The sequence below is a fragment of the Bradyrhizobium sp. AT1 genome, from assembly GCF_001590795.1.
Classification (GTDB): Bacteria; Pseudomonadota; Alphaproteobacteria; order Rhizobiales; family Xanthobacteraceae; genus Bradyrhizobium.
In genome coordinates, this window is sequence record NZ_JXDL01000001.1 from 1,721,212 (window position 1) to 1,740,702 (window position 19,491).

Consider the following 19,491-nt stretch of genomic DNA (forward strand, 5'->3'; position numbering starts at 1 on the left):
AGATGCTGTCGCGCACCGCCGAAAACCTCTACTGGCTCGCCCGCTACGTCGAACGGGCCGAGTATCTCGCGCGCACCATCGATGCGACCCTGCGCGTCACCGCGCTTCCCGCCGCCTATATCGGCAAGACCAACGAATGGGACTCGGCGCTGCTGACCGCCGGCGTCGCCGCGAGCTTCTACCAGAAATACGAGGAAGCCAACGAGCACAACGTCGTCGACTATCTCTCCTTCTCGGTCGACAACCCGTCCTCGATCAGGAACTGCATCGAGGCGGCGCGACTGAACTCGCGCTCGGTACGCACCGCGCTGACCAGCGAGATGTGGGACACCATCAACTCGGCCTGGATCGAGCTGCAGGAGGTCTGGAGCAAGGGCACGTCGACGCGCGAGGATCTGGCAAAATTCCTGCGCTTCGTGCAGGAGACCTCGCTCCGCTTCGACGGCTCGGCCTACCGGACCATGTTGCGCAACGACGCCTACTGGTTCTCGCGGCTCGGCCTGCACCTGGAGCGCGCCGACAACACCGCGCGCATCCTCGACGTGAAGTATCACGTGCTGCTGCCCGAGGAAGAGCATGTCGGCGGCCCGCTCGACTTCTATCAATGGAGCTCGATCCTGCGTTCGGTGTCGGCGCTGACGGCCTACCACTGGGTTTATCGCGAGACGCTCAAACCGTGGCTGGTCGCGGACCTGTTGATCCTCAACGGCACGCTGCCGCGCTCGCTTGCGAGCTGCTACGACAATCTCACGCGAAACCTCGACCAGATCGGCGTCGCCTATGGCCGCCAGGGCCCGGCCCAGCGCCACGCCCGCGGCATCCGCAACCGGCTGGAACACAGCAATATGAACGACATTTTCCAGCACGGCGTCCATGAATTCATTCAGGAATTCATTACGGACAATTCCAGGCTGGGCGAAATCATCACGAAGCAGTATTTGATCTGACCCATTGCTGTCGTTCCGGGGGCGGTCCAAAGGACCAGACCCGGAACCTCGAGATTCCGGGTTCGGTCCTGCGGACCGCCCCGGAATGACGGCGCAAGAACAACGGTCCACCATGCGCCTGCGAATCCAGCACACCACGACCTATCGCTACGAGCCGCCGGCCACGAGCGTGATCCAGATCCTGCGCATGACGCCCGGCAGCCATGACGGGCAATATGTGGCGGAGTGGCAGATCGACGTCTCCACGGACACCAAGCTCGACACCCACGAGGACGCGTTCGGCAACGTCACCCATGTGCTGTCCTGCGGACCGGTCGGCGACATCCAGATCACCGCCGAGGGCCTGATCGAGACCCACGACACCGGCGGCGTGCTGCGCGGGACTGACGAGCGCTTTCCGGCCGGCATGTTCCTGCGCTCAACCGATCTCACCTCCGTCAATCCCGCGATGATGGCGGTTGCGCGCCAATTGCGCAGCGAGGCCGAGAGCGACACGCTCGGCTTCCTGCATACGCTGATGGGCCAGATCGCCGATCACATGACGTTCGACGAGGATCCCACCCACAGCGGCACCTCGGCGGCGGAGGCGTTCACGCTCAAGCGCGGGGTCTGCCAGGACTACGCGCACATTTTCATCGCCTGCGCCCGCGCCGGCGGCGTGCCGGCGCGCTTCGTCTCCGGCCACTTCCTGCGCGCGGACGGGCTCTCGCATCAGGACGCCGGGCACGCCTGGGCGGAGGCCTTCGTGCCCGATCTCGGCTGGGTCGGCTTCGATCCCGCCAACAGCATCTGCGCCACCGACGCCCATGTCCGCGTCGCGATCGGGCTCGACTATCTCGGTGCGGCCCCGGTGCGCGGTACCCGCTATGGCGGCGGCGCGGAGACGTTGACGGTTGCGGTCAAGGTCGAGCCGGCCGGCCGCGGCGGGCAATCGCAGTCACAGCGGCAGGGCTAGGCGCAACGGCCCAAATGCAACGCCGTGCTACACTCGCGGGATCAGATTGTCCCCCGCGAGGTACCCATGGCAACCGTCAAGCTGCTTTCGGACAACGAACTCTCCCCTGAAGCGCGCGCCGTCTTCGACGATATTCGCAAGATGCGGAAATCGGACTTCGTCAACAACTTCTGGCGCGCGCTGGCGCATGATCCGAAGACGCTGCGGAGGACGTGGGAGAGCATCAAGGAGGTGATGGCGCCCGGCGCACTCGATCCCAAGGTCAAGGAGATGCTCTATGTCGCGGTGTCGATCGCGCATGGCTGCAGCTATTGCATCCACTCGCACACCGCGGCCGCGCGGGCCAAGGGCATGACCGAGGCCGAATATGCCGAGATGCTCGCCATCGTCGGCATGGCCGCGGAGACCAACCGGCTGGTCACGGCGCTCGGCGTGCCGGTCGACGAGGCGTTTTTGGTCGATGCCGCCGAGTAGGCCGCTGTCTCAGGTTGTCATTCCGGGGCGCGCGCCAGCGCGAACCCGGAATCCATCGGGCCGCAGAGTTTGCGGATGAATGGATTCCGGGCTCGCGACTTCGTCGCGCCCCGGAATGACGGCCGGAATCGGGGGTTGGAGGGACCGGCGAAATTGGCTAGTAATTCCGCGCAAACGCGTTCGGGGACTGGAAATGACCTATTGTTGCGGAATCCTGGTTCGGGACGGTCTGGTGATGATCGCCGATACCCGCACCAATGCTGGCCTCGACAACGTCTCGACCTTCCGCAAGCTGCACATCTTCTCCAAGCCCGGCGAGCGCATCATGGCGATCGCCAGCGCGGGCAACCTCGCCATCAGCCAGTCGGTACTGTCGACGCTGACCGAAGGCCTGGAAGACCCCAACACGGGCGAACTCGAGACGCTGATGAACGCGCCGACCATGTTCCAGGCCGCCCAGCGCATCGGCCGGGCGATCCGGGCGGTGCACGCGACCGAAGGGCCGGCGCTGAGATCCGAGGATGTGTCCTTCGACGTCTCCTTTCTGTTCGGCGGCCAGATCAAGGGCTCCCGGATGCGCCTGTTCATGGTCTACACCGCCGGCAATTTCATCGAGTGCACCACCGACACGCCCTATTTGCAGATCGGCGAGCACAAATACGGCAAGCCGGTGCTCGACCGCGCCATGCATTACGACGTCGAGCTCTACGAGGCGCTGAAGACCGGCCTGATCTCGATGGACTCGACCATGCGCTCCAATCTCGGCGTCGGCTTGCCGATCGACGTGCTGGTGGTGCGCGCCGACGCCTGCGAGGCCGATCTCAACCACCGCATCGAGGCGGGCGAGCCCTATTTCCACGATCTGCGCTCGCGCTGGTCGGCGGCCCTGCGCGCCGCGCATCAGAACATTCCGCGGCCGCCCTACAAGAACGAAAAAGAACCGAAAACCTGACAGCAAGAAAAGGCAGGAAACGATGAGTGAAGCAAAGAAGATCGCAGTGGTGACGGGCGCCGGCACCGGTGTCGGGCGCGCCGCATCACTGGCGCTGATGAACATCGGCTTCACCGTGGTGCTGGTCGGGCGCCGGCTCGACATGCTCGAGGAAACCGCAAAGCTCGGCCCCGCGGGACAAAGCCTCTGCGTCACCGCCGACATGACCAAGCCGGATTCGATCGCCGCGCTGTTCGACAAGGTGAAGGCGACCTATGGCCGGCTGGACGTGCTGTTCAACAATGCTGGCATGGGCGCGCCCGCCGTCAATTTCGAGGATCTCAGCCTCGAGCAGTGGCAGGCGGTGGTGAACACCAACCTCACCGGCCCCTTCCTGTGCACCCAACACGCCTTCCGCATCATGAAGGACCAGAGCCCGCGCGGCGGCCGCATCATCAACAACGGCTCGATCTCGGCGCATGCGCCGCGGCCGTTCTCGGCAGCCTATACCTCGACCAAGCACGCCATCACCGGCCTGACCAAGGCCTCTAACCTCGACGGCCGCATGTATGACATCGCTGTCGGCCAAGTCGACATCGGCAATGCCGCGACACCGATGACCGATCGCATGGTCAACGGCCCCGGCGTGCTGCAGCCTGATGGCACCACCAAGCACGAGCCGCGCATGGACGCGAAAGCGGTCGGCGATGCCGTCGCCTACATGGCCGGCCTGCCGCTCGATGCCAACGTGCTGACGATGACGGTGATGGCAACCAAGATGCCGTTCGTCGGGCGGGGCTAGAACTAAAATTGCGAAAACAACCCCATGCACAGTAGGGATCTCATTGATTTACCTATGCTCTGTCCACGGCCGTGCCCCGGACGCTGCGCGGCATGAAATGACGCGCTGCTGAGCCGGGGCCCATAGCGCCGCGAGTTGTTGCTTGGCCTGCTGGGTCCCGGCTCTGCGCCGCAACGCTGATGCGTTGCGGCTTGTCCGGGACACGAGACTGTCTCCCCTACTCCAAGCTCTCCACCTTGCGCAGGCTTGGAAACAGCTTCATCCAGAGCAGCGCCACCGCGACGGTGGCGACGCCGCCGAGCACGGCGGCGGGCATGGCACCGAGCAGCGCGGCGGCGACCCCGCTTTCGAACTGGCCGAGCTGGTTCGAGGCGTTGATAAAGAGGAAATTGACCGCTCCGACCCGGCCGCGCATCTCGTCGGGCGTTGCGAGCTGCACCAGCGAGAAGCGGATCACGACGCTGATCGTGTCGGCGGCACCAAGGATCGCGAGCGCAAGCACCGACAGCCACATCCAGGACGACAGCGCGAACACGATGGTGGCGAGACCGAACACGATGACGGCCTGGAACATGCGCAGGCCCACATGCCGGGAGATGGCGTGTCGCGCCAACACCATGGTCATCAGCAATGCACCGACCGCGGGCGCAGCGCGCAGCACGCCTAACCCGGTCGGCCCTGTCTGCAGGATATCGCGGGCATAAATCGGCAGCAGCGCCGTGACGCCGCCGAACAGCACCGCGAACAGATCGAGCGAGATGGTGCCGAGGATCGCGGGATTGCTGCGGATGAAGCGAACGCCGGCAAAGATGTTGTCCGAGTTCGCTCCCTCCTTCGCGATGGCCTGCGGGCGCGGCCGGATGAAGCCGGTCAGGATCATCCCCAAGATCCAGAACAGCACCATGATGGCATAGGCGAGATGCGGGGCGATCGCATAGGCGAAGCCGCCGAGCGCCGGGCCAGTGATGGTCGCAACCTGCGCCGCGCCGCTGGAGACGGCGGTGGCGCGCTGCAGCGATCCCTGCGGCGCGATCGCCGGCAGCAGCGCCGCCGTGGTCGGGCTTTCGAACGCGCCGGCAATGCCGAGCACGAAGGTCGCGACGAAGATCTGAACTTCGCCGACGGCGCCGAAATAGGTGATGGTGGCGAGATAGAGCGCGGTTGCCGCTTCCGCGAGCTGGCAGAGCTGGACCACGCGCTTGCGCTCATAGCGGTCGGCGGCGTGGCCGGCGACAAACACCAGGAGCGCAGTCGGCAAAAACTGGACGAGGCCGACCATGCCGAGATCGAAGGCCGAGCCGGTGAGATCGTAGATCTGCCAACCGATCGCGACCGCCGCGATCTGGCTGGAAAAGCGCGACAGGCTGCGCGAGAGCAGGAAGAACAGGAAGGCGCGGTGGGCGAGGAGCGCGCGGGCGCTGACCGGCGGCTGGCCCGATATTGGCTGCTCTGGCATCGCCTCGTGGATCGTCTTTTGGGTCACCCTCGACCGCCCGCCCCCTTTGATATCGACGGCCCCCGCGTGGCTGAGGCGGCCTCGCTTGTCAACAGTGGGAGGTGTCCCCCATCCCCCGGCATTGCCTTTGCAGCGCAGCCGCGGCCATAATCATTGAGGGTTTGGGGACATCATGCTGCGCTTGCAATCGGCACTCGGCATTTTCGCATTGCTGTTGATCGCCTTCGCGCTGGCGGAGAATCGGCGCGCGGTGTCGCTGCGACAGGCGGCGATCGGCCTCGTCGCTACCTTCGTCACCGCCATCGTGCTCTTGAAGCTGCCGGTCGTCGCGCGCGCCTTCGGCGCCATCAACGACGCCGTCGGCGCGATCTCCGCGGCCTCGCGCGCCGGCTCCGCCTTCGTGTTCGGCTATGTCGGCGGCGGCACCCTGCCGTTCGATCTGAAGGTGCCGGGCGCCGATTTCATCCTGGCGTTCCAGGCGCTGCCGATCGTGCTGGTGATGAGCGTGCTGACGACGCTGCTGTTCTATTGGCGCGTGCTGCCGCCTGTTGTCCGCGGCATGGCCTGGCTGCTGGAGCGCACGCTCGGTGTCGGTGGCGCGGTGGGCCTCTCGACCGCCGCCAACATCTTCCTCGGCATGGTCGAGGCGCCGCTGTTCGTGCGGCCTTACCTCGCACAGATGACCCGCAGCGAGTTGTTCCTGGTGATGACCGGCGGCATGGCGGGCATCGCCGGCACGGTGCTGGTGCTCTATGCGACCTTCCTTGCTCCCCTCATCCCGGACGCCGCCGCGCATTTCGTGATCGCCTCCGTGCTGGGCGCACCGGCCGCGATCCTCGTCAGCCTGATCATGGTGCCTGAAACCTCCGACAGGCGCACCGGTGGTGCGCTGGAGGATCCCGAGACGGAGGTGTCCAGCACGATGGATGCGATCGTAAAGGGCACCGGCGCGGGGATCGAGCTGTTGATCAACATCATTGCCATGCTGCTGGTGCTGGTGGCGCTGGTCTATCTCGTCAATGCCGTGCTCGGCCTCTTGCCACATATCGGTGGCGCCGCGATCTCGTTGCAGCGTCTGCTCGGCCTCGTGATGGCGCCGGTGTGCTGGCTGATGGGGTTGCCGTGGGACCAGGCGGTGACGGCCGGCAGCCTGATGGGCACCAAAACGGTGCTCAACGAATTGATCGCCTATGTCGACTTCTCGAAGCTGCCGGAAGGCGCGCTCGATCCGCGCTCGCGCCTGATCATGCTCTATGCGATGTGCGGCTTCGCCAATTTCGCCAGCCTCGGCATCATGATCGGCGGCCTGGGCGTGATGGCGCCGGAGCGGCGCGAGGAGATCAACGCGCTCGGGCTGAAGTCGATCGTGTCGGGGACGCTGACGACGTGTCTGATGGGGGCGGTGGTGGGGGTGCTGAGCTAGGTACGAACTGTCTGAATCTCGTCAGTTCGTCCCAAATGCATCTGCGAATTCCTGGCAAGCGGAAAGCAGATGGCGACGATTCAACCCAATATTCCCCCAGCCAAGCGCTCCGCTGAATTTTACAATGACGCGGTCCGGGCGTTTCGGATTCAGTCTTGCATCTGTCGTCCACGACAAGCGGTCAAGTTTGACCTGGACAATTTCCAATCGTTCACAGGCTGATGCAATAGACGCAAAAAGCGCTTGCGCTTCGTCAAACGAAAGGTCGACCGAAGAAGCTTCTCCCGCAGTGCAAAGGAGTTCAAATGTCGGGTGACGATAATACAGAAAAAGACCGCCCGAGAGTGCAATGTCAACCATGTTCTATTAACGCCCGAAAAGCCATTGCAAACGCGAAAAGCCAGTAGCCGGGATGGAGCGTAGCGTAGTCCGGGAAAGTACGCACCGTCGCGGGCTGCGGCCCCGGATTGCGCTACGCTCCATCCGGGCTACGAAGAAACCCTCCCCCGTCATTGCGAGCGGAGCGAAGCAATCCAGAAATGCATCTGCGGAGATAATCTGGATTGTTTCGCTCCGCTCGCAATGACGAGGAGAGAGTCTACGCCTTCAACTCTGTCGTCCTGAACTCCGCCGGCAGGATCACCTCCAGCAGCTCGACGTCGTCGGAGTAATCCAGGATCATGTGCTTGATCTTCGGCGGCTGGGTCCAGGCGCTGCCTTCCTTCATCAGCGTCTCGCCCTGCCCGTCCATGTAGGTCTTCACCCAGCCCTTGAGCACGTAGACCATCTGGAATTCGACGTCGTGGAAGTGCAGCTTCGAGACCTCGGCCGGATTACAGGGGCCTTGCAGGCGGATCACATGCGCTTGCGCGAGACCATGGGACGCTGCAGCGATGCCGAGGTCGCGATATTTGGCGTAGGCGCGCAGGCCGTCGGCCTTGAAGTCTTCCTCGCGGTGATGGCTGATCGCGATGCGTTGCCGGGGTCGCGCGGGCTTTTTCGGAGCCGCGCTGGGGACTTTCGCTTTCACCGCTTTGCGCGCCGGAGAGCGCGCGGCGACCTTTGCGCCGCTCCGCTTCTTTACCGCGGTCTTCGTTGCCGGTCTTGATGCCTTCTGCTTGGCCATTGTCTGCCTCCCTGATCCGGGCCGCCCCCGCCGGACGGGTACGACCCGAATGCAGACTATCCAGTCTTGGACGCGGCAGCAATTGCAGGCCTCGAGGCTGGCCGGTCGACGACCCATCGTAGCTTGTCCGAGGCTGTCGTGGTGAGCGGCCGTTATCTCGTATTCGTTTCCCCGCTGAATTAATCTCGCCCTGAGATTCTGGGGGACTTGATTCATGGGCAACAGTGTCGGTCAGCGTGCGTTTCAGAATGCCCGGCTTCAGAAGCGGCAGAAAGCCGAAGTGTTGCCGCTGCTCGGCCACGCACTCCAGCTGCACAAGATGGGGCTCTTGCCGGAGGCGCAGGCCGCTTATCGCCAAATCCTGCAGCTCGCGCCCAACCAAATCGTCGCGCTGCACATGCTCGGCATCATGGAATCCGATGCCAAGAACTATCATCAAGCCGAGGTCCTGCTGAGCCGGGCGGTCGCAGCGGATCCGCGATCTGCCGATGCTCATATGAGCCTGGGCATCGCCCTCAACGGCTTACGGCGTCACGAGGAGGCCTGCGCGAGCTACCGAAAGTCCCTCGCCTTGCGGCCCAACCACGCCGTAACCCTCTCCAATCTGGGTAACGCGAGCGTGGCCCTGGAGCGTCACGAGGAGGCGCTGCATAGCTACGACAAGGCGCTCGCACTCGACCCGAACCTTGCCGAAGCCCATAACGGCCGGGGTTGGGCGCTCTGCCGCGAGCGCAGCTATGACGAGGCGGTCGCAAGCTTGAACCGCGCGCTGGCGATCAAGCCGGACTATGCGGCGGCGCTCGCGAACCGCTCCACGGCTTTGCGGGAACTTCAGCGCTTTGACGAAGCCCTGGCGGACGGCAATCGGGCCGTCGCGCTCGCGCCCGACGACGCGAATGGCTGGCTCGCACGGGCCGGCGTGCTGCTCCAGATTCAGCAGATTGCCCAGGCATCGCACGATTGCGAGCAGGCGCTCGCGATCGATCCTCATTCCATTCCGGCCCATTTGGTGCTGGGTCTCTGCCTCGCCGGACTGGGCCGGGTCGAGGAGGCCCTCGCCAGTTTCGACAGGGCCCTCGACATCCAGCCTGACCTGCAGAGCGCGATCTCCAACAAGATCTTCACGCTCGACTTCGCAGGAGACGCCACCGTCGAACGGCATCAGCAGGCGCGCCAGGTGTGGTGGGACCGCGTCGGCGCGAAAATCGCTTCAGAGGCGCCGAAACCGCATGACAACAGCCGCGATCCGGATCGCCGCCTGGTGCTCGGCTATGTCTCTTCGGATTTCAACGCGCATTCGGCCGCGCTGATCTTCATGCCGGTTCTTCAACACCATGACCGGACCCGGTTCGAGATCGTCTGCTACGCCTGCTCGTCGAAGGTGGATGCGACGACCGGCCAGTTCCGGGAGATCGCCGATCGCTGGCGCGACGCTTCGCAATGGAGCGAAGACCGCCTCGCCGCCGAGATCCGCGCCGACGGCATCGACATCCTGATCGATCTGTCCGGCCACACCAGAGGCAACCGCCTCGGCGTGTTTGCGCGCAAGCCGGCGCCGATCCAGGTCCATGGCTGGGGCCACGGCACGGGCACCGGGCTGCCGACGATCGATTATCTGATCTCGGACCCCGTCGCGATTCCTCACGACGTTCGGCATCTGTTTGCGGAAACCGTCGTCGACCTGCCGTGCTTCGTGACACTGACGCCACTGCCCGACGGGATCGCGCGAGCGCCAAGTCCGGCAATCTCGAACGGCTTCGTCACCTTCGGCGTCTTCAACCGCATCAGCAAGATCTCGGACGAGGCCGCGAAAGTCTGGTCCAGGATTCTCGAGCGGGTGCCGGGCTCGCGGCTGCTGATCAAGGATCTTGCGCTGGACGACCAGTTGGTCCGCGAAAATCTGCTGACGCGGTTAGAGGCTTGCGGAGTGCCGGCCGAACGCGTCGAGCTGCTCGGCGCGACCTTGCGAAGCGAACATCTGGCAGCTTTCAATCGCGTCGATATCTGCCTCGATCCGTTCCCGCAGAATGGCGGCGTCAGCACGTGGGAAGCCCTGCAGATGGGTGTGCCGGTGGTCGCGAAACTCGGCAACAGCCTGCCCAGCCGTGCTGCCGGCTCCATCCTCACGGCGCTTGGCCTGCCGGACTGGGTCTCCGATAGCAACGAGGCGTATATCGAGATCGCAACGCGGCGGGCCTCAGAGATTCAAGAGCTCAATACATTGCGCCGCGAATTGCCCGACAAGATCGGGGGCGCAGCTGCCGGCAACCCCGTCGCGTACGGGCGAGCAGTGGACGAGGCCTATCGCACGATGTGGCGGCGCTATTGCAGCAGCGGCGGCTGATTGTTTCTCAAGCGATAGAGCGGACAGCGCGTTCGCTCTGCCGCAGCTCCACCGACGATTTCGTAGCGTCGGCAAGGCGGAGCGTGCCCACCCATCTGTGGCCGATCGGAAAAGATCGGGGGCATGGCGCGAAGCGCGCGCCTTTGCCGACCCTACAAGATCCGAGGCGCTGCTTGCCTCAATGCAGCCGGAACACGCCGTCGATGGCGCGCAGCTCGGCCGGCTTGATCAGCTTGGAATGCGCGACGGTGACTGAATGGAGCGGGCCGTCGAGCTTCTCCTGCCAGAAGGCCAGGAAGTCCTTCAGCGCCGGGAATTTCGGAAACATGTCATAGTTCTGCCAGACGTAGGTCTGCAGCAGCGAGGGATGATCCGGCATCCGATAGAGAATTTGTGCCGTCGTCAGCCCGTAACCCAGCATCTGTTTCCGGAAATCCTCGGAAACGCCCCCACTCCGCACGCCCATGCCAACCTCCTTTGCAGGAGCGCATTCAAGGGGCGGCCTGGTTCGGTGTGCGCCTTACGAGCCACCCGGTACTGATGCGCTCACATGAGAGAAATGTGACGCAAACTGACAACTCATCTCAAGCCCAAAAGTTTAACAAGTTGTTGAAATTCAATGCGTTAGCAGCAGATGCGGCACCGTGCTAATACGGTCCCTAAATCCGGTTAACGATGGTAAAGACATTCTGGCAGACGGCGCTATCGAGTGCTTATTTTTCTGCTAGAAGCCCTTGCTCCCGCAAAAATCCTGTCTTATCTCAGGAGTGCCCGCCTGGCACTCGCCGGCGGCGACTGCTAACAATCTGAAATCATCAACCCGAGCAATTGCTTAGGAGGACTGCATGAACTTCCGTCCGCTTCACGACCGCGTCGTGGTCAAGCGCATCGACGCAGAAGAGAAGACCGCTGGCGGCATCATCATTCCCGACACTGCCAAGGAAAAGCCTTCGCAGGGCGAGGTCGTCGCCGTCGGCCCGGGTGGCCGCGACGAAGCCGGCAAGCTGATCCCGATCGACCTGAAGGTCGGCGACCGCGTGCTGTTCGGCAAGTGGTCCGGTACCGAGGTCAAGATCGACAACGTCGATCTGCTGATCATGAAGGAAAGCGACATCATGGGCGTCATGGACGTCCCCGCTTCCAAGAAGAAGGCGGCCTAAGAGCCCCTCTCTCCCTCCAATCAAATACCTCAAGGAAAAATCCACATGGCAGCCAAAGAAGTCAAATTCTCGGTTGAAGCGCGCGACAAGATGCTGCGCGGCGTCGACATCCTCGCCAACGCGGTGAAGGTCACGCTCGGTCCGAAGGGCCGCAACGTCGTGCTCGACAAGTCGTTCGGCGCTCCCCGCATCACCAAGGACGGCGTCACCGTCGCCAAGGAGATCGAGCTCGAGGACAAGTTCGAGAACATGGGCGCGCAGATGGTGCGCGAAGTCGCCTCCAAGTCCGCTGACGCGGCTGGCGACGGCACCACCACCGCCACTGTGCTGGCCCAGGCGATCGTGCGCGAAGGCGCCAAGTCGGTTGCCGCCGGCATGAACCCGATGGACCTCAAGCGCGGTATCGACCTCGCGGTCGAAGCCGTCGTTGCGGACCTCGTCAAGAACTCCAAGAAGGTCACCTCGAACGACGAGATCGCCCAGGTCGGCACCATCTCGGCGAACGGCGATGCCGAAATCGGCAAGTTCCTCTCCGACGCGATGAAGAAGGTCGGCAACGAGGGTGTCATCACCGTCGAGGAAGCCAAGTCGCTCGAGACCGAGCTCGACGTCGTCGAGGGCATGCAGTTCGACCGCGGCTACATCTCGCCCTACTTCGTCACCAACGCCGACAAGATGCGCGTCGAGATGGACGATGCCTACATCCTCATCAACGAGAAGAAGCTCTCCTCGCTGAACGAGCTGCTGCCGCTGCTCGAGGCCGTGGTGCAGACCGGCAAGCCGCTGGTGATCGTCGCCGAAGACGTCGAAGGTGAAGCGCTTGCGACCCTGGTCGTGAACCGCCTCCGTGGCGGCCTGAAGGTCGCGGCCGTCAAGGCTCCGGGCTTCGGCGATCGCCGCAAGGCCATGCTGCAGGACATCGCGATCCTGACCGGCGGCCAGGCGATCTCGGAAGATCTCGGCATCAAGCTCGAGAACGTCACGCTCAACATGCTCGGTCGCGCCAAGAAGGTGATGATCGACAAGGAGAACACCACGATCGTCAACGGCGCCGGCAAGAAGGCCGACATCGAGGCGCGCGTGGCCCAGATCAAGGCGCAGATCGAGGAGACCACCTCGGACTACGACCGTGAGAAGCTCCAGGAGCGTCTGGCCAAGCTCGCCGGCGGCGTCGCGGTGATCCGCGTCGGCGGCGCGACCGAGGTCGAGGTGAAGGAGCGCAAGGATCGCGTTGATGACGCGATGCATGCGACCCGCGCGGCCGTGGAAGAAGGCATCGTCCCGGGCGGCGGCGTCGCCCTGCTCCGTGCCTCCGAGCAGCTCAAGGGCCTGCGCACCAAGAACGACGACCAGAAGACCGGCGTCGAGATCGTGCGCAAGGCGCTGTCGGCCCCCGCTCGCCAGATCGCGATCAACGCCGGTGAAGACGGCTCGGTGATCGTCGGCAAGGTCCTGGAGAACAAGTCGTACGCTTTCGGCTTCGACTCCCAGACCGGTGAATACGGCGACCTCGTCAAGAAGGGCATCATCGACCCGACCAAGGTGGTCCGCACCGCGATCCAGAACGCAGCCTCGGTTGCCGCGCTCCTGATCACCACGGAAGCCATGGTCGCCGAGCTGCCCAAGAAGGGCGGCGCCGGCCCGGCGATGCCCCCCGGCGGCGGCATGGGCGGCATGGACTTCTAAGTCCAGCGACCTCTCGAGACCTACGAAACCCCGGCAGCGATGCCGGGGTTTTTGTTTTGGGGTACCCTCACGCGGAAACGTGGCCCGTAGCCCGGATGGAGCGAAGCGCAATCCGGGACAGCTCGTGCGACGCAGGCAGTCGTCCCGGATTACGCTTCGCTCCATCCGGGCTACAGACCCCAATTACTCCGAGGCCTCACCTCACCTTCCCCAGCCGCTCCATGTGCGGCTCGCCGTCTTCGTCGAGCGACCAGAAGATCCGTGTCACCTTGCCGATGAGATTGTCCATCGGCACGAAGCCGAAGCTCGACATCATGCGGCTGTCGGTGGAATTGTCGCGGTTGTCACCGAGCACGAAGAAGTGGCCGGGCGGTACCGTGAAGACGTTGGTATTTTCGAGGAAGCCGTTATCGATGCAGTCGTTGGTGATGTAAGAGGCGCCGTTCGGCAGCGTCTCGCGCCAGCGATGGACCTTGACGCCGCCATCCCCGCCGCAGGCATTGTCGGCGAGCCCGTCTTCGAGCCCCGTGCGCGTCACCGGACGGTCGTTGAGGATGAGGCGGCCCTGCCGCATCTGGATGCGGTCGCCGGGCAGCCCGACCACGCGCTTGACGTAGTCGACCGAATTGTCCTTCGCCGTGCGGAATACGACGATGTCGCCGTAGTCCGGATCGGAGGCGAGGACGCGCCCCGAAATCCAGGACGGCGCGAAAGGCAGGGAATAGCGGCCGTAGCCGTAGGCATATTTCGCGGCCAAGACGTAGTCGCCGACCATCAGCGTCGGCGCCATCGAACTGGAGGGAATGCTGAACGGCTGGTACAGGACGAAACGGAACAGGATCAGCGGCGACCACAGCACCGGCACCAGCAGGATCAGGACGAGAATGGCCTTCCATTCCCGCGATTGCGCCTTCGAGGGCTGGATCGATTCCGAAAGAGTGGTCATGCACTTGCCCTGGTCAAGTCTCGCCGCAAGATTACGCAACCTTGGCGCGCGCGCAATCCGGGTTCCGTGATTTTGGTCGCAGATCGCGCAGACTGCGTTCAAGCCGAAGGCCTGGATGCCCCAGCGCTCAGCCGGCCGACAAATCCTTGAAGCAGGCCCTCACCCAGTCGATCGTCAAACGCGTCGCCGCGTCGCGCTTCAGATGGTTCTGCACCAGCAGCCAGACGTCGCGCCGTTTCGACAGCAGCGTGGCGCGCAGGCTGCGGTCGGCGAGCAAGCCTTCGCAGCTGTGCTCAGGCAGCACACCGACGGCCTGATGCGACTGGATCATAGTTCTGATGATACGGACATTGTCGGTGATGCAGCGCACGTTCTTCAGCCGCTTCGCGCGCAGGAACTGCGCTTCGGGAATGGTGTCGAGCTCGTCCGGATAGACGCAGGCGACCGGCTCGCCACTGCTGCGGTCGGCAGGCTCGAAGAAATACAGCCTGACATCGCCGAGCTTGGAGATGGTGAAGTCGCCTTTCTCCGGCTTGCGCAGCCGGATGGCGAGGTCGGCCTGCCACCGCGAGAATTTGACGTTGCCGCTGGAGGTGAGGAATTGCAGGGTCAGGCCGGGATGATCGCGCAGGAAGCTGCTGGCCCGGGGCGCCAGCAGCTCTTCGGCGACCGCGTTGGTCGAGGCGATGCGCAGGCGGCCGACCGGGCCCACCTCGTTCTCCTTGATGCGGTCGATCGCCGCGACATGGGCGGCCATCGCACCGACATGTTCGAGCACCGCCTCGCAATGCCGTGTCGGCCGCCGTAGGCCGTCCACCGCGTCGAACAACGGCACGCCGAGATCGCGCTGGATCCGCGCCAGCCGGCGGCCGACGGTGGTCTCGTCGACACGCAACCGCGCGCTGGCACCGGCATAGGTGCCCTCGTCCCTCACCGCGGCAATGATGCGCAGATCGTCCCAATTCATCCAGGGGAGCTTAGCAGGCGGCACCGCCTCCTGCAAATTTGCAGCCACCTGCTGCAATAGTCCTGCACAATGGCAGGCCGCCGCCGCGCTAATGTCACGCCATCCGACATCCCAGGAAGGCCTGACCAGCATGACCGCTCCCAAGACCCTGCTCGAACTCTCCGGCGCCGATCTCAATCCGCCGAAGCTCAATGAAGCCTGCCTCGTGCTGATCGACATCCAGAACGAATATTGCGCCGGCCCGCTGGCCCTGCCCGATGCGCAGCCCGCGATCGCCGCGGCCGCGCGCCTGCTGGCGCGGGCACGCGAGAGCGGCGCTGCGATCTTTCATGTCGCGCACAAGGGCCGCGCCGGCAGCCTGTTCGACCGCGAGGCTGCGCGCGGCGCGATCGTCGATCGCCTGGCGCCGCTCGCAGGCGAGCCGGTGATCGAGAAGGCGCTGCCGAACTCGTTCGCCGGCACTGATCTGCAAGCCCGGCTTGCGGCTACGGGGCGCAAGAACATCGTGCTGGCCGGCTTCATGACCCATATGTGCGTCTCTTCGACCGCCCGCGCGGCACTCGATCTCGGCCTGCGGACGACGATCGCGGCCGACGCTTGCGCCACCCGCGACCTGCCGGACGGCCGCGGTGGCACGCTGGACGCGCGGACGATTCACGAGGTCGCGCTGGCCGAGCTGTCGGACCGCTTCGCGATCATCGCGCCAAGCGATGCGCTGGTCTGAGGGAGCATGCGATGCTGCAACTCTATTTCTTTCCGATGGCCTGCTCGCTCTCCAGCCACATCGCGCTGATGGAGGCCGGGATCGAGGCGCACTATCACCTCGCCCATATCTGGACCAAGCAGGTCGTGGACGACGGCAGCGATTTTCGCGATGTGTCGCCGAAGGGCGCGGTGCCTGTACTGGTGCTGGAGAACGGCGAACGCCTGACGGAAAGCGCGGCGGTGCTGCAATACATCGCCGATCTGAAGCCGGAGGCAGGCCTTGCACCGGAGTTCGGCAATCCCGATCGCTATCGCCTCCAGGAATGGCTGAGCTTCGTCGGCGCGGAGATCCACAAGGCGTTCCTGTTTCCGACCTTCTGGTACAAGGACGACGGCTCGCTCGCCAAGCCGCGCGCCAGGATCACGCAGACATTGTCGGTGCCGTCAGCGCATCTGGCGGAGCGCGAATTCCTCGTCGGCAATTGCTTCACCGTCGCCGATGCGCACCTCATTTGGGCCTTGCTGCTGCTGCGACCCGCGGGTGTCGACATCGCGCAATGGCCGCCCTTGTCGGCCTATCTCGCGCGCATGCAGACGCGGCCGGCGGTGCAGGACGCGATTGCGACCGAAATGGCCCTGCGCAAGGCGATGGCAGCGTGACGGAACGTCACGGTCGCGAAATCTGAGCGTTTCCCCGGCGGGGGCATTGAAGTCGGCGCCGCATGCGCTAATCTGGAGAGATATTTTCGATATTTCCTCGGAAGGCATTCATGAGTGCTCTTTCCAGATTTTGCTCCACCGGATTTTGTCTGACGTTCTTCGCCTTGCTCTGCATCGGGCCTGCGTCGGCGGAGACGCGGGTGGCATTGGTGATCGGCAACGGCGCTTATGTCTCGACGGCGCAACTTCCCAACCCATCGCACGATGCCGAGGACGTCGCGAGCTCGCTCAAGCGCAGCGGCTTCGAGGTGATCCAGGGCGTCGACCTGCGCCAGGCCGACATGCAGGACCTGACCATCCGCTTCGCGCGCGCCGCGAGCAGGGCTGACGTCGCCGTGTTCTATTACAGCGGCCATGCGATGCAGTACAACGGCGTGAACTATCTGATGCCTGTCGACGCCACGCTGACCGACGAGGCCGACCTCAAGCGTTTCGTGCGGGTCGACGACATCGTGAACGACCTGCAGCAAGCCAAGAACCTGCGCATCCTGGTGCTCGATTCCTGCCGCGACAATCCGCTGGCCGACATGCTGAAGCGCTCTGCGACGCGCGCGGCCTCGGTCGGGCGCGGCCTGTCGAAGGTCGAAGCGCCGCGCGGCACGATCGTCTCGTTCTCGACGCAATCGGGCCAGGTCGCAGCCGACGGCACCGGCCGCAACAGCCCCTACACGACGGCGTTCCTCAAGCACATCGAGGAGCCGCACGAGATCGGCGACATCTTTCGCGACATCAGCAGCGACGTCTATGACGCCAGCGGCAAGACACAGCTCCCGGAGCTGTCGCTGTCGATCATCGGCAAGTTCTACCTGAACGGCCCGGTGTCGGTCACGGTCGCGCCGGCCGCGCCGCAAGCCGCGCCGAAGGTCGATCCTTGCGCATCCGCGGAGGCGCACTGGAAGGCGGCCGACACCATCGGCACCCTCAGCGCCTTCGAGGATCATCTGGCGCGGTTTCCGAGTTGCAGCTTCGCCAGCCTTGCCAAGGCCCGGATCGACGGCCTGAAGCAGAAGGTGGCGCTGGCGCCTGCGACCAACGCCCGGGCCGGCGGCAGCAAGGAATTCGACGGCAACTGGGACGTGACGCTGAACTGCCCGCCATCAGGCAAAGCGCAGGGTTTCACCCGGCCCCTGGCCGGCACCGTGACCAACGGCGTGTTTCACGCCGAGGTCCAGGGCAAGGACGGCGCCAACCGCCTGGAGATCGACGGCCAGATCCCGGCCGACGGCAAGACGACCTTGAGCGCGCGCGGCACGACCGGGGCAAGCGCATACACGCTCAATAACGTTGCGCCCGGCTCGCCCTACGCCTTCACGGTCGATGCGCAGTTCGATCGCACCCGTGGCACCGGCAAACGCAACGAGGCGCGTGCCTGCAACCTGGTCTTCGTCAAGCGCTAGACGCGGCTATACGCCAGTCTGGCTGATGAATTTGGTGTTGAAATAGCCCTCCATGGCCTCGGTGCCCCCTTCCGAGCCGTAGCCGGAATCCTTGATGCCGCCGAACGGCACTTCGGGCAGCGCGAGACCGAAGCTGTTGATCGACATCATGCCGGCCTCCACGGCCGCGCCGACCGCGGCGGCAGTCTTGGCGGAGCCTGTGAAAGCGTAGGACGCCAGGCCGAAGGGCAGCCGGTTCGCCTCCTCGACCGCGTCGTCGAATGACTGGAAGCGCGAGATCAGGGCGAGCGGGCCGAACGGCTCTTCGTTCATGGCGCGCGCATCCTTCGGCACGTCGCTCACGACGGTCGGCTCGAAGAAATGGCCTTTGTTGCCGACGCGCTTGCCGCCGGTCTCGAGCTTCGCACCCCTGCCAACGGCATCCTGCACCATGCCCTCGATGGCGGTGACGCGGCGCGGATTGGCGAGCGAGCCCATTTTCGACTCGGGATCGAGGCCGTTGCCGACCTTGAACGCCTTGGCGCTGTCGACGAACTGGTCGACGAATTGCCGGAACACGTCGTCCTGCACCAGCATGCGCGTCGGCGAGATGCAGACCTGGCCGGCGTTGCGATATTTTGCTGCCGCCAGAATCTTGGCTGCCGACGCGACATCGGCATCCTTGAAGACGATCGCCGGGGCATGGCCGCCGAGCTCCATGGTGGCGCGCTTCATGTGCAGACCCGCAAGCGCATTGAGCTGCTTGCCGACATGCGTCGACCCCGTGAACGAGATCTTCCGGATCACCGGATGCGGGATCAGATATTCGGAGATCTCCGAAGGCACGCCATAGACGAGGTTGATGACCCCCTCCGGAACGCCGGCATCGGCAAAAGCACGGATCAGTTGCGCGGGCGAGGCAGGTGTCTCCTCCGGCGCCTTGACGATGATCGAGCAGCCCGCAGCGAGCGCTGCGGAGAGCTTGCGCACGACCTGATTGATCGGAAAATTCCACGGCGTGAACGCCGCGACCGGGCCGACCGGCTCCTTCATCGCGATCTGGTAAATGCCGGGGCCGCGTGCGGGAATCAGCCTGCCATAGGCGCGCTTGGCTTCCTCGGCGAACCATTCGATCACGTCGGCGGCGGCCATCGCCTCCATCTTCGCTTCACCCAGCGTCTTGCCCTGCTCCATCGTCAGCAGCGGCGCGATCTCGTCGTTACGCTCGCGCATGATGGCGGCGGCCTTGCGCATGATGCGACAGCGCTCGAATGGAGCGATATTGCGCCAGATCTTGAAGCCCGCAGCCGCGGCGGCCAGCGCCTCGTCGAGGTCGGATTGGCCGGCATGCGCGACGGTGCCGATCACCTCCTCGGTCGCGGGATTGCGGACTTCGATGATGTTGCCCGAATGGGCCGGTCGCCAAGTGCCGCCAATGAAAAGCTGGGTATTCGAATAAGCCAACGGAGCCTC

The 19,491-nt window shown here is 64.4% G+C and carries 19 protein-coding genes; 12 read left to right on the top strand and 7 right to left on the bottom strand.

Going from position 1 to position 19,491, the window contains the following annotated elements:
- The first annotated feature begins 2 nt into the window (after positions 1–2).
- From SE92_RS08295 to SE92_RS08315, 5 genes are all read left to right on the top strand, one after another.
- Positions 3–947 carry an alpha-E domain-containing protein gene (locus tag SE92_RS08295; protein ID WP_063195256.1) on the top strand — a complete coding sequence of 315 codons (945 nt, stop codon included), beginning with the start codon at positions 3–5 and terminating at the stop codon, positions 945–947.
- Between the two features lie 112 nt (positions 948–1,059).
- Positions 1,060–1,902, top strand: coding sequence for a transglutaminase family protein (locus tag SE92_RS08300; protein ID WP_063203404.1), 843 nt, complete (start codon positions 1,060–1,062; stop codon positions 1,900–1,902).
- Positions 1,903–1,968: 66 nt separating this feature from the next.
- Positions 1,969–2,376 carry a carboxymuconolactone decarboxylase family protein gene (locus tag SE92_RS08305; protein ID WP_063195257.1) on the top strand — a complete coding sequence of 136 codons (408 nt, stop codon included), beginning with the start codon at positions 1,969–1,971 and terminating at the stop codon, positions 2,374–2,376.
- Positions 2,377–2,569: 193 nt separating this feature from the next.
- Entirely contained in the window at positions 2,570–3,328 is a 759-nt protein-coding gene (locus SE92_RS08310; RefSeq protein ID WP_063195258.1) for a proteasome-type protease, read from the top strand.
- A 22-nt stretch (positions 3,329–3,350) separates the two neighbouring features.
- Entirely contained in the window at positions 3,351–4,109 is a 759-nt protein-coding gene (locus tag SE92_RS08315) for an SDR family oxidoreductase (protein ID WP_063195259.1), read from the top strand.
- A gap of 217 nt (positions 4,110–4,326) precedes the next feature.
- Here SE92_RS08315 and SE92_RS08320 read toward each other — a convergent pair whose 3' ends face one another.
- Positions 4,327–5,565: an MFS transporter gene (locus tag SE92_RS08320; RefSeq protein ID WP_063203405.1), complete on the bottom strand. Its 1,239-nt coding sequence runs from the start codon at positions 5,563–5,565 to the stop codon at positions 4,327–4,329.
- Between the two features lie 172 nt (positions 5,566–5,737).
- Between SE92_RS08320 and SE92_RS08325 the strand changes: the two genes are divergently transcribed.
- A complete protein-coding gene (locus SE92_RS08325; RefSeq protein ID WP_063195260.1) occupies positions 5,738–6,988 on the top strand; it encodes a NupC/NupG family nucleoside CNT transporter in 1,251 nt (416 codons plus the stop codon).
- Between the two features lie 21 nt (positions 6,989–7,009).
- Here SE92_RS08325 and SE92_RS35705 read toward each other — a convergent pair whose 3' ends face one another.
- Positions 7,010–7,348 carry a hypothetical protein gene (locus SE92_RS35705; protein ID WP_157095206.1) on the bottom strand — a complete coding sequence of 113 codons (339 nt, stop codon included), beginning with the start codon at positions 7,346–7,348 and terminating at the stop codon, positions 7,010–7,012.
- Positions 7,349–7,586: 238 nt separating this feature from the next.
- The gene (locus SE92_RS08330; RefSeq protein WP_063195261.1) at positions 7,587–8,114 is read right to left on the bottom strand and encodes a cupin domain-containing protein; all 528 of its coding nucleotides are present in this window, start codon (positions 8,112–8,114) and stop codon (positions 7,587–7,589) included.
- 214 nt (positions 8,115–8,328) lie between these two features.
- On the opposite strand from SE92_RS08330, the gene SE92_RS08335 reads away from it, so the two are divergent.
- Entirely contained in the window at positions 8,329–10,458 is a 2,130-nt protein-coding gene (locus SE92_RS08335; RefSeq protein WP_063195262.1) for an O-linked N-acetylglucosamine transferase, SPINDLY family protein, read from the top strand.
- A gap of 178 nt (positions 10,459–10,636) precedes the next feature.
- On the opposite strand, the gene SE92_RS08340 is transcribed toward SE92_RS08335, so the two are convergent.
- Positions 10,637–10,924 (bottom strand): usg protein, encoded by a 288-nt coding sequence (locus SE92_RS08340; protein WP_063195263.1) that lies wholly within the window; start codon positions 10,922–10,924, stop codon positions 10,637–10,639.
- A gap of 379 nt (positions 10,925–11,303) precedes the next feature.
- Here SE92_RS08340 and SE92_RS08345 point away from each other — a divergent pair, with 379 nt between their 5' ends.
- Positions 11,304–11,618: a co-chaperone GroES gene (locus tag SE92_RS08345; RefSeq protein WP_063195264.1), complete on the top strand. Its 315-nt coding sequence runs from the start codon at positions 11,304–11,306 to the stop codon at positions 11,616–11,618.
- 45 nt (positions 11,619–11,663) lie between these two features.
- Positions 11,664–13,304 (top strand): chaperonin GroEL, encoded by a 1,641-nt coding sequence (gene groL, locus SE92_RS08350; protein ID WP_063195265.1) that lies wholly within the window; start codon positions 11,664–11,666, stop codon positions 13,302–13,304.
- A gap of 196 nt (positions 13,305–13,500) precedes the next feature.
- On the opposite strand, the gene lepB is transcribed toward groL, so the two are convergent.
- Together lepB and SE92_RS08360 are read right to left on the bottom strand one after the other, a co-directional pair.
- On the bottom strand, positions 13,501–14,250 hold the full coding sequence (lepB, locus tag SE92_RS08355; protein WP_063195266.1) for a signal peptidase I: 750 nt from the start codon (positions 14,248–14,250) through the stop codon (positions 13,501–13,503).
- 127 nt (positions 14,251–14,377) lie between these two features.
- Positions 14,378–15,217, bottom strand: a complete 840-nt coding sequence (locus tag SE92_RS08360; protein WP_063195267.1) for a LysR family transcriptional regulator — start codon at positions 15,215–15,217, stop codon at positions 14,378–14,380.
- A 130-nt stretch (positions 15,218–15,347) separates the two neighbouring features.
- Here SE92_RS08360 and SE92_RS08365 point away from each other — a divergent pair, with 130 nt between their 5' ends.
- From SE92_RS08365 to SE92_RS08375, 3 genes are all read left to right on the top strand, one after another.
- Positions 15,348–15,941: a cysteine hydrolase family protein gene (locus tag SE92_RS08365; protein ID WP_063203406.1), complete on the top strand. Its 594-nt coding sequence runs from the start codon at positions 15,348–15,350 to the stop codon at positions 15,939–15,941.
- Between the two features lie 11 nt (positions 15,942–15,952).
- Complete coding sequence (locus SE92_RS08370) at positions 15,953–16,582, top strand: glutathione S-transferase N-terminal domain-containing protein (protein WP_063195268.1); 630 nt, start codon at positions 15,953–15,955, stop codon at positions 16,580–16,582.
- Positions 16,583–16,692: 110 nt separating this feature from the next.
- Entirely contained in the window at positions 16,693–18,039 is a 1,347-nt protein-coding gene (locus tag SE92_RS08375; protein ID WP_063195269.1) for a caspase family protein, read from the top strand.
- Positions 18,040–18,045: 6 nt separating this feature from the next.
- Here the strand turns inward: SE92_RS08375 and SE92_RS08380 are convergent, their stop codons facing one another.
- Positions 18,046–19,482, bottom strand: a complete 1,437-nt coding sequence (locus tag SE92_RS08380; protein ID WP_063195270.1) for an NAD-dependent succinate-semialdehyde dehydrogenase — start codon at positions 19,480–19,482, stop codon at positions 18,046–18,048.
- Positions 19,483–19,491: the final 9 nt, after the last annotated feature.

Bases quoted from the DNA above. Each gene is read 5' to 3' on its own strand.
- SE92_RS08370 (WP_063195268.1), top strand. From the start codon at position 15,953: ATGCTGCAACTCTATTTCTTTCCGATGGCCTGCTCGCTCTCCAGCCAC.
- lepB (WP_063195266.1), bottom strand. From the start codon at position 14,250: ATGACCACTCTTTCGGAATCGATCCAGCCCTCGAAGGCGCAATCGCGG.
- SE92_RS08320 (WP_063203405.1), bottom strand. From the start codon at position 5,565: ATGCCAGAGCAGCCAATATCGGGCCAGCCGCCGGTCAGCGCCCGCGCG.
- SE92_RS08295 (WP_063195256.1), top strand. From the start codon at position 3: ATGCTGTCGCGCACCGCCGAAAACCTCTACTGGCTCGCCCGCTACGTC.
- SE92_RS08325 (WP_063195260.1), top strand. From the start codon at position 5,738: ATGCTGCGCTTGCAATCGGCACTCGGCATTTTCGCATTGCTGTTGATC.
- SE92_RS08310 (WP_063195258.1), top strand. From the start codon at position 2,570: ATGACCTATTGTTGCGGAATCCTGGTTCGGGACGGTCTGGTGATGATC.
- SE92_RS08330 (WP_063195261.1), bottom strand. From the start codon at position 8,114: ATGGCCAAGCAGAAGGCATCAAGACCGGCAACGAAGACCGCGGTAAAG.
- SE92_RS08360 (WP_063195267.1), bottom strand. From the start codon at position 15,217: ATGAATTGGGACGATCTGCGCATCATTGCCGCGGTGAGGGACGAGGGC.
- SE92_RS08345 (WP_063195264.1), top strand. From the start codon at position 11,304: ATGAACTTCCGTCCGCTTCACGACCGCGTCGTGGTCAAGCGCATCGAC.
- SE92_RS08375 (WP_063195269.1), top strand. From the start codon at position 16,693: ATGAGTGCTCTTTCCAGATTTTGCTCCACCGGATTTTGTCTGACGTTC.
- SE92_RS08335 (WP_063195262.1), top strand. From the start codon at position 8,329: ATGGGCAACAGTGTCGGTCAGCGTGCGTTTCAGAATGCCCGGCTTCAG.
- SE92_RS08365 (WP_063203406.1), top strand. From the start codon at position 15,348: ATGACCGCTCCCAAGACCCTGCTCGAACTCTCCGGCGCCGATCTCAAT.
- SE92_RS08305 (WP_063195257.1), top strand. From the start codon at position 1,969: ATGGCAACCGTCAAGCTGCTTTCGGACAACGAACTCTCCCCTGAAGCG.
- SE92_RS35705 (WP_157095206.1), bottom strand. From the start codon at position 7,348: ATGGTTGACATTGCACTCTCGGGCGGTCTTTTTCTGTATTATCGTCAC.
- SE92_RS08300 (WP_063203404.1), top strand. From the start codon at position 1,060: ATGCGCCTGCGAATCCAGCACACCACGACCTATCGCTACGAGCCGCCG.
- SE92_RS08315 (WP_063195259.1), top strand. From the start codon at position 3,351: ATGAGTGAAGCAAAGAAGATCGCAGTGGTGACGGGCGCCGGCACCGGT.
- SE92_RS08340 (WP_063195263.1), bottom strand. From the start codon at position 10,924: ATGGGCGTGCGGAGTGGGGGCGTTTCCGAGGATTTCCGGAAACAGATG.
- groL (WP_063195265.1), top strand. From the start codon at position 11,664: ATGGCAGCCAAAGAAGTCAAATTCTCGGTTGAAGCGCGCGACAAGATG.